The sequence below is a fragment of the Desulfofundulus luciae genome (assembly GCF_030813795.1).
GTDB classification, from domain to species: domain Bacteria; phylum Bacillota; class Desulfotomaculia; order Desulfotomaculales; family Desulfovirgulaceae; genus Desulfofundulus; species Desulfofundulus luciae.
Genome location: NZ_JAUSUX010000041.1, coordinates 1 through 9,157, shown reverse-complemented (window position 1 = coordinate 9,157; position 9,157 = coordinate 1). Strand labels below are relative to the sequence as shown.

Below are 9,157 nucleotides of genomic sequence, written 5' to 3'. Positions count from 1 at the left end.
TATTGGTAAAACGGTGGAAGTGGATCACTTTTACTTTATCATTGGTGGATCACTTTCACATTATCAGGTGGATCAATTTTATATTGACAAACGCAGAATGTCGCCGTTAACGCCCACCACCTCGGGCGTCTCCAGTTCGTTTTCACGGTACGTGTTTACTTTCAAAACGCGATCTACTAATAGGTCGAAGAGCCTGTCCAGAACTTTAACCAGGATGATCCGCGTATGCTGATCTTTGGAAACGTCCGGGGGCTGGTATTCGTCCGTGTATTCCGGGATGGTTCGGAGGATTTTCTCCAAGGCACTGTCGGGGAAAAACGGGCGGGCTATAGCAAGGATGGGCTGTATGGCGGGAGATAACATAGAACTTCCTGTTCACCTCCTGTTAACCTTCCTTATAGCTGCGAAGAACTTTGATGTTTTAGGCTAACCTGCTTTGAATGAATTGGGAATTTCCAGGCGGAAGTAAAAGAGGCAGGAGGTCCCTTGTTTTGTGGACAATCAGGGGAGGGAGGAAAGAAGTTTATTTTATGCGGGTGGATTATGTTGCCATCACTAGAAGATAATACCCCCCCCCCCCCCCGCGCACGCACATTTGTTCTGTTGCTTTGCGGCAATACGGTTACTTAAATGTGCGAAGACACCGAAGTTTTCTTTCCAGTTAATTTTGTGGTCGTTCATACTTTCTCTTTCCTTCTGAAGTAAACTCATATGGAGAGGTGAATAACAATTTCTCCAGCATAATAATTAAGGACCCAGCCGGTTAGGGCGGGTCCTGCTCAGAATACACACATTTGCACCTTACCCCGGCAGCTGGCTGGCATAGCGTTGTTCGCCTTAGCCCCTATAGCTTTGCGCCGCCATTTTTCAATGGCTTTGCCTTTAATCGGGACTGCGAAGTTGTCTAAATCAAGTTAGTAATTGACCTGATCTGACTTTATCCTTTTCAGCCCATTTTTGTTTTTCTTTCCTTTTCTCGAACCTTCCATCATGTCCACATTTTCCCCTTCCAGTTCGACTTCCATGTTTTCCTCAATTTTTGCCGGCTTGAAGCCTGCCCCTTTAGATGATTCTGCAAAAAACATGTCGCGCTCATCGCAAGAAGTTAATATCTGGAGAAGTATTTCGACGTTTTTTGAAATAGTCCTGCTCTCCCTCCCGGTACGGGCCGCGTCCGCCGCAGAATGCAGCACCACCCAGGCCCGCACGAAGTAGCAGTCTCAAAGGCTCCGGAACCTCCGCTCTTTCCAGGAATTCAGCACTTTAAACAAAGGGCGGCCGAAAATAAACAACTCGAACTCCTCACGCAATCCCAGTTCCGAAATGGCGTAAAAACGTATGGCCAGGTCTTTACGGACAAGTTCATTCAGCCTGGCCAGGGTTTTCGTTTTATCCGTCTCCCGGGACAGGTTGGAGATTAGCTCTTCAACCTCATGGTACGGGCATTCCCGCTCATGTATCTCGATAACCTTTAGAATCGGGTCGTGAGAATTGATAACGTCGGCGCGTACGATGGTGTTTCTGCCCACCACGCTTTCCAGCGCCGAGGTATCCCAGCACTTTAAAAGGCGGCATTCCAGCAGACGGTGCTCGTAAATGGTGCATGCAGAGCTTTTTTCATCAAAAAAGCAGCAGGACCATTCCTTCCCTTTCCCGCGCACCTTGACCAGTTCCCGCGGAACCGGTTTGAAAGTGTCCTGGAGTGGATCGAACACCAATTCACCCTTCCTGATGGTTACCAGGTCCTGATGCCCTACATATCCAGCCAGGAGGAGTTCCTTGTCTTCATGGTGGAGAGTCGGGCCGCCTTTCAAGCAACAGGTGCCACAGCGTATACAGGAGTCCCTGTTAATTTTCTGCACCTTCTTTCTGTAAAATGTCGTTGCAAAAGGTCTTTTATTTTTATTCGCTTCTTTGCCGGGGAAATCCTTGAACAACTCCCCCGCCCGGGTGCAGATATTGTCGGCTGACAGATTCTTCTACCAGCCCCGGATGCATATAATGTACTACTAATAAACACTAGAAATTGTACATCCGGCTTGTGGCTGAAATCCCACGGGCCAAAGGAGTGAGACCATGGACTTCCTGCAGCGGCTGGAGAAGCATCGTTCCCTGGAAAAGGAGCTGGCCTGGGAAGGCACTTTTCAGGAGTATTTGCAAATAGTCAAGGAACGTCCCTGGGTATGTCAGCTTGCCCACGCCCGGATCTACAACATGATCAAGGACAACGGTGTAGAAGAAATAGATGGTGTTAAGCGCTATAAATTTTTCTCCAGTGAACTTTTCGGTCTGGATAGGACCCTGGAAAAACTGGTGGAGGAATACTTCCACCCGGCCGCCCGGCGGCTGGACGTGCGCAAGCGCATCCTCTTGCTGATGGGACCGGTGAGCGGCGGCAAATCCACCCTGGTGGCCATGTTAAAGAGGGGCCTGGAGCGGTACAGCCGCACCGACCGGGGGGCCCTTTACGGCATCAAAGGCTGCCCCATGCACGAAGAACCCCTGCATTTAATCCCCAGGGAGCTGAGGCCGGAATTTGAGAAGGAATACGGCGTCTACGTGGAAGGGGAGCTCTGCCCCTACTGTCGCATGATGCTGGAAACGGAATACGACGGCAAGATTGAAAATGTACGGGTGGAAAGGATTTTTCTGTCCGAGGAAAACCGGGTGGGCATAGGCACCTTCACCCCTTCCGACCCCAAGTCCCAGGACATTGCCGATCTCACCGGCAGCGTGGACTTCTCCACCATCGCCGAGTACGGTTCGGAGTCGGATCCCCGGGCTTACCGGTTTGACGGCGAGCTGAACATTGCCAACAGGGGCATCATGGAATTCCAGGAAATGCTAAAATGTGACGAAAAATTCCTGTGGAACCTCCTGAGCCTTTCTCAGGAAGGCAACTTCAAGGCCGGCCGTTTTGCTCTTATTTACGCCGACGAAATGATCGTGGCCCACACCAATGAAAATGAGTACAAGGCCTTCATCAGCAACAAGAAAAACGAAGCCCTGCACTCCCGCATCATTGTCATGAAGATCCCCTACAACCTGCGGGTAAGCGATGAAATAAAGATCTATGAAAAACTAATTCGGCAGAGCGATCTTAAAGATATACATATTGCCCCCCACGCCCTGCGGGTGGCGGCCATCTTCTCGGTTCTCTCAAGGCTGAAGGAAAGCAAGAAACAGGGCATGGACATCGTGAAAAAGATGAAGCTCTACGACGGCGAGGATGTGGAAGGCTTCAAACAAAAGGACGTTACCGAACTGCAAAATGAAGCGCCGGAGGAGGGCATGAGCGGAGTGGACCCCCGCTATGTGATCAACCGCCTCTCCTCTGCCCTCATCCGCACCTCCACCAGGTGCATTAACGCCCTGGATGTGCTGCGGGCGCTGAAAGACGGGCTGGACCAGCACCCTTCCATCACCAGGGAAGAGAAGGAGCGGCTTTTAAACTTCATCTCGATAGCCCGCAAGGAATACGACGAGATGGCCAAAAAGGAAGTGCAGAAGGCCTTCGTCTATTCCTACGAAGAGTCGGCCCGGATACTCTTCGACAACTACCTGGACAATGTGGAGGCCTATTGCAACGGAACCAAATTAAAAGATCCCATTACCGACGAAGAACTGGATCCCGACGAAAAATTGATGCGCTCCATTGAGGAGCAAATCGGCGTGTCCGAAAACGCGAAAAAGAGCTTCCGGGAGGAAATTCTCATCCGCCTGTCCAGCTACGCCCGCAAGGGTAAGAAGTTCGACTACACCTGCCACGAGAGGCTGCGGGAAGCGGTGGAGAAGAAATTGTTTGCCGATTTGAAGGACGTGGTCAAAATCACCACCTCCACCAAGACTCCCGATGCCGAGCAGCTCAAACGCATCAACGAGGTCAGCAACAAGCTCATTTCCGAATACGGGTACTGCGCCGTTTGTGCCAACGAACTGCTGAAATATGTTGGCAGCCTGTTGAACCGCTAGGGGTGAGGCTGATGTCCGGAAAATACATCATCTCCCGGGAAGACTGGTCGCTGCACCGCAAAGGGGAGATTGACCGGCAGCGTCATCAGGAGAAGGTCCGGGAGGCCATTAAGAAAAACCTGGCGGATGTGGTCAGTGAGGAAAGCATTATCATGTCCGATGGGAATAAAGTAATTAAAGTTCCCATCCGTTCGATAGAAGAATATCATTTCCGCTATGACCGGGGGAAAATGAAGCATGCCGGCCAGGGCGACGGCAAGAGCAAGGCAGGAGACGTACTGGGCAGCGACCCCCAGTATGGGGGAGGAAAGGGCAAAGGTGGGGCCGGTGAAGAGCCGGGCGTAGATTATTATGAAGCCGACATCACCATTGATGAACTGGCCGAACTGATCTTTGAGGACCTGGGCCTGCCCAACCTGGATCAAAAGAAAAAACCCGAACTGGCTTCCGAATCGGTGGAATTTAAAGACGTCCGCAAGATGGGCATTTCCAGCAATATCGACCGCAAGCGGACCATCTACGAGGCCATTAAACGCAATGCCCTGCAGGGCAAAAAAGGCCTCTCCACCATAACCAAAGACGACCTGCGCTACAAAACCTGGGATGTCACCTTCAAGTACGAATCCAGCGCCGTGGTTCTGGCCATGATGGACACTTCGGGCAGTATGGGACCCTTTGAGAAGTACATCGCCCGCAGCTTCTTTTTCTGGATGGTGCGGTTTTTGCGCACCAAATACAGGAATGTGCAAATTGTTTTCCTGGCCCACCACGTGGAGGCGAGGGAAACCACCGAAGAGGAATTTTTCACGAAGGGAGCCAGCGGTGGCACCCGCTGCTCATCGGTCTACAAACTGGCCCTGGAGATCATTGAAAACCGTTTCCCGCCCCAGGACTACAACATTTATGCCTTTCACTTTTCCGACGGCGACAACCTGGCCTCGGACAACGAAAATTGTGTCAGGCTGGTCAATGAGCTCTTAAAGGTATGCAACCTGGTGGGTTACGGGGAAATCGAAGGGCCGTATTACTATACCAGCACCCTGCGTTCGGCATACAAAAAAATAACCAATCCCAGATTCGTTTCCATTACCATTAAGGATAAAAAGGACGTGTACCCTGCCTTGAAAAAATTTTTCAGTGTGGCACCGGAGCAAGTGAGACATTAGGTGCCGGGAGCACGTCTCCCGGCTTTTTTCTTTTTAACCCCCGATTTGATACCGTTTTAACTTCTTGTACAGGCCGGCCCGGGATATACCCAGCAATTGGGCCGCCTGCCGCTTGTTGCCTCTGGTGGCCGCCAGGGCTTCTAAAATGGCTTCCCTTTCCGCCTCTTCCACCAGCCTGGGCAGGCCGCTCTGGGCGGTCCGCTGCCCCCCGGCCAGGCCGGCCTTTTGCAGGTAAAGAGGCAGGTGTTTTTTCTGGATAACGGTGCCGTCCAGCACGTTATAGGCCCGTTCCAAAACATTTTCCAGTTCCCGCACATTACCCGGCCAGTGATGGTTCATCAGTATTTCCATAACCTCCGCGGAAACCCCCGTTACCCGCTGGCCGAACTGGCGGTTGAAATGTTTAATGAAGTGCTCCACCAGGAGTTCCAGGTCGTCCATGCGTTCCCGCAAAGGGGGAATATTTAAGGTGACTACGTTGATGCGGTAATACAAATCTTCCCGAAAGCGGCCTTTGCCGATCAGATCTTCCAGGTTCTGGTTGGTAGCCGCGATAATCCGTACATCCACGCGGCGGGGCCTGGTATCTCCCAACCGTTCAATTTCCTTCTCCTGCAGGACCCGCAGGAGTTTCGCCTGCATGGACAGGGGCATATCGCCAATTTCATCCAAAAAGATGGTTCCCCCGTGGGCCAGCTCGAACTTGCCCGGCTGCCCGCCTTTCCGGGCCCCGGTAAAGGCCCCTTCCACATAGCCGAATAACTCCGACTCCAGGAGATTTTCGGGTACTGCTGCGCAATTAACCTTGATAAAAGGGCCCTTGCTGCGCAGGCCTTCAGTATGCAGGGCGTGGGCAAAAAGTTCCTTGCCGGTGCCGCTCTCCCCCAGGATGAGGACGGTGGAACCGGTCATGGCCACCCGGCGGGCCGTTTCTTTGACGGCTTCAAATTGTTTGTTGCGGCCGATAATCTGGTCGAAGCTGAACTTGCTGCGGTGAACCCGCTCCAGCTCGCCTTTATAGTAATCCAGCTCGCTTTTGAGGTGGCGGATTTTTTTGATCAGGGCGTATAACTCTTCCACATCCCGAAAGGCTACCACTCCCAGGGCCCCGACAATTTCCCCGTCCCGGATAAGGGGCACCCGGTTGGCGATAACTTCATGGCCGTTGAGGTTGCCCAAATATCCATATTCCGCTTCCCCCGTCTCCATGGCCCGGGGAAAGATGGGTTTGCTCTCCCCGTATACTTCATAAACGTTTTTGCCGATAATTTCTTCGGGGGTTCTGTTAAAGAAGCTGGCAAAATTATGGTTGGCCATGGTAATCACGTAATTCCGGTCTATGGCCACGATCCCGTCACTGGACAGATCCAGAATTTGTTCCAGTAAATTCTTCAGCTCCCGGATGCGGGCGTTATCGCTGGAAAGCTCGTCGATGATATTCTGGATTTCGTTGATATTTTGAAATTCCGATATGGCACCCACTATCTCCCCGTTACGCCAGATGGGAGTGCGGTTGACCAGGTAAACCCCGTCTTTTAACTGCAGGCGGCGTCCCAACTGCGGCCGCCCGTCTTGAAGCACATCCAGAAGCGGCGTTCCCGGAAAAAACTCTTCAATATGGCGGCCAATCAGTTCCTCTCTGGGCATTTCCAGGTAGCGGGCAAACTGCGGACTGCAATAAATGATCTCCCCTGCCTTGTTTACGGCAACGACATTGCTGGCTAGGGAATCTAAAATGTCACCCAGATCCGGTATTATTGTCTCCGCCAGACCAACCCTCTTGCTCAAAGCCCGTCCCACCTCACCGCCAGGCATTCTACTTACGTTTACACTTGATCACTTTTTTCTACACGGCTTGTTCAGAATCCTCTCCTTTTTAAAATTAAAAAAATAAAGGCCGGCGCCGCCGGCAAAAAAAGGGCCCGGGGCCGCTTTTCTTTCCCCGGGCCGTCGTTCAAATCAAACCTGGCAATCAACTTCCCCATGGTGCTGGACATCCGCCGGTACCCGGCTGTTCAACTGCCCAGGAAGAGTCCTTCCGGATCAATGACATTGCGCAGCAGGTACAGCTCATGATAGGTGGGGGGAGAAGTTTCACCCCGGCAGCGGCTGACATCCAGGTCGAAACCCACGTTATTTTTCACGTCTTCTACGGTAACGCCCGGATGAACGGTATCCAGGTACATCTCTCCCGTTTCCTCATCGAAACGGAAGACGGCCATGCTGGTGATTACCGCCACCGGCCCGCCCCGGAACACCGAACCAAAAGCCTCCTGGCGCGTGACCCATTCACCACCGGGCCACTTCTTGACCCGCCAGCCCGGTGAGGTGACATAATCCACCTGTTCTTTAAAACGGCGCTTCTCCTGAACCATGATGAACACGGTGCGCTTGGCCAGGGAGTTGATATCCGGGTTGCCGCCCGAACCGGTGAGGCGTACCGCGGGATTGTAATAGTCACCGCCGATGACGGTGGTGTTTACGTTGCCATACTTGTCAATTTCCGCCCCGCCCAGAAAGGCCAGGTCCACAACCCCCCGCTGCAGCTGGCCGAAAACGTCCAGGAGGCCCGAGGATACCGAAGCCCTGTACTCACAGCGGGCGTCCCCAACGGAAGAAGGCAGGTGTGCCGGTCGCCCGTCCATGGAGCCGGCCTCGTAAATGATGGAAGCCCGCGGTGCACTGGTTTTCTGGGCCAGGGTTACCGCCAGCATGGGTAGCCCGGTGCCGGCAAATACGACCTCGCCGTCCTGGATTTCCCGGGCACTGGCCACGGCCAAAAGTTCTATCAGCTTGTATTCCCCGGGCTGAGCCGGACTGTGGTTATTACGCATATTCCCTATGCACCCCTCTTCACCCGCGTGCTGTACTTGTAGGAGGAGTTGGCCCGCAGCAAATCCAGGCGCCGGAAACCTATCTTGTACAGGTATTCATCAAAGCTATTTACTTTGAGGATCCACTCTTCCGCCCACGCGTCAAAGCCTTCCTGGGTCTTGGTCTTGCTGTAGAAATCGCGAATGAACTTCCCGTCCACCTCGTAATACCCGAAGCATCCGGTGGGATGGGCACCCCATGGCTGCTCCACGATGGCATCCACCAGGTAATGCGGGATCAGGTTGGCCGTAGGATCCTGGCGGATAACCTCTTCCGGCACGATTTCTTCGGCCACCACGATCACCTTGTCGGCGGCTTTGATGGCTTCCGCGTCGGAATAGCGCTGCCCGTATACCCGCACGGTGCCTTCCTCCCCCACCTGCTGCACGTGGGCAATACATACGTTAGGCCGCGCCGCGGGTACGTGAATAATATCGCCCTGCTCACCAAAGAAAGGATCGGTTAAAAATTCAAATTTGCGTCTGGGAATGCGGGGATTGGAGCCATCCCGCAGGCCATGTTTGCCCAGGGCGTCATACTCGGGATTGAGAATGTCCGTACCCAGGGAAGCCCGGGTCGGCAGGTAAGGAACGCCCATGGCCCCGGCGGCAAAACGCATGATCATGTGCACGTGACTGTAATCTTCCACAATCAGTTCCCCGGATTTCAGCTTGCGGGCGGCGTTGGCCCCGACCTTCCCGTACAACTCGTGGCCAATCCAGCAGGTTTCCAAAACCTTGACGCAACCCGCCCCGATGAGGATTTCACCATGGGTGCCCGAATTGACCTCGATCAGGTGCAGGTTTTTTTTGCGCTGGCGCACCATCTCGTAGACAATGGCCATGGGGCGCCGCCAGATGGTAAAACCGGAAAAGGTAATCATGTCACCGTCGTTAATCAGCTGTACCGCTTCTTTAATACTCTTGCGTTTATTTTTGGCCATGAAAAACCCTCCCTAAATTTCTTTGGGCCGGCTTAAATTTGAAGATTCATATTTAACCCCGCAACAGGTGTTTGGCAATGACCAGCCGCTGGATCTGGTTGGTGCCTTCGTAGATCTGGGTGATTTTGGCATCGCGCATGTACCGCTCCACAGGGTACTCCTTGCAGTAGCCGTAACCGCCCAGGATCTGTACCGCGTTGGT

Annotated in this window: 9 protein-coding genes and 1 riboswitch; of the genes, 2 read left to right on the top strand and 7 right to left on the bottom strand. The window is 53.1% G+C overall.

The window, feature by feature from the left end; all coding sequences use genetic code 11:
- Positions 1 to 78 precede the first annotated feature (78 nt).
- From J2Z49_RS14150 to J2Z49_RS14140, 3 genes are all read right to left on the bottom strand, one after another.
- Positions 79 to 300 carry a CheW domain-containing protein gene (locus J2Z49_RS14150; protein ID WP_307403752.1) on the bottom strand — a complete coding sequence of 74 codons (222 nt, stop codon included), beginning with the start codon at positions 298 to 300 and terminating at the stop codon, positions 79 to 81.
- A gap of 505 nt (positions 301 to 805) precedes the next feature.
- Positions 806 to 891, bottom strand: a riboswitch (cyclic di-GMP riboswitch).
- 23 nt (positions 892 to 914) lie between these two features.
- Entirely contained in the window at positions 915 to 1,208 is a 294-nt protein-coding gene (locus tag J2Z49_RS14145; protein WP_307403750.1) for a hypothetical protein, read from the bottom strand.
- A 12-nt stretch (positions 1,209 to 1,220) separates the two neighbouring features.
- Positions 1,221 to 1,862: a YkgJ family cysteine cluster protein gene (locus J2Z49_RS14140; RefSeq protein ID WP_307403748.1), complete on the bottom strand. Its 642-nt coding sequence runs from the start codon at positions 1,860 to 1,862 to the stop codon at positions 1,221 to 1,223.
- 214 nt (positions 1,863 to 2,076) lie between these two features.
- Here J2Z49_RS14140 and J2Z49_RS14135 point away from each other — a divergent pair, with 214 nt between their 5' ends.
- Positions 2,077 to 3,972, top strand: a complete 1,896-nt coding sequence (locus J2Z49_RS14135) for a PrkA family serine protein kinase (RefSeq protein ID WP_307403746.1) — start codon at positions 2,077 to 2,079, stop codon at positions 3,970 to 3,972.
- A gap of 11 nt (positions 3,973 to 3,983) precedes the next feature.
- On the top strand, positions 3,984 to 5,138 hold the full coding sequence (gene yhbH, locus J2Z49_RS14130; protein ID WP_307403744.1) for a sporulation protein YhbH: 1,155 nt from the start codon (positions 3,984 to 3,986) through the stop codon (positions 5,136 to 5,138).
- Positions 5,139 to 5,171: 33 nt separating this feature from the next.
- On the opposite strand, the gene J2Z49_RS14125 is transcribed toward yhbH, so the two are convergent.
- From J2Z49_RS14125 to J2Z49_RS14110, 4 genes are all read right to left on the bottom strand, one after another.
- Positions 5,172 to 6,926, bottom strand: a complete 1,755-nt coding sequence (locus J2Z49_RS14125) for a sigma 54-interacting transcriptional regulator (protein WP_407650099.1) — start codon at positions 6,924 to 6,926, stop codon at positions 5,172 to 5,174.
- A 227-nt stretch (positions 6,927 to 7,153) separates the two neighbouring features.
- The gene (locus J2Z49_RS14120) at positions 7,154 to 7,972 is read right to left on the bottom strand and encodes a CoA-transferase subunit beta (RefSeq protein WP_307403741.1); all 819 of its coding nucleotides are present in this window, start codon (positions 7,970 to 7,972) and stop codon (positions 7,154 to 7,156) included.
- 5 nt (positions 7,973 to 7,977) lie between these two features.
- On the bottom strand, positions 7,978 to 8,955 hold the full coding sequence (locus tag J2Z49_RS14115; protein ID WP_072870837.1) for a CoA transferase subunit A: 978 nt from the start codon (positions 8,953 to 8,955) through the stop codon (positions 7,978 to 7,980).
- Positions 8,956 to 9,007: 52 nt separating this feature from the next.
- On the bottom strand, positions 9,008 to 9,157 hold a 150-nt coding region (locus J2Z49_RS14110), incomplete at its 5' end, for an acyl-CoA dehydrogenase family protein (protein ID WP_307403755.1).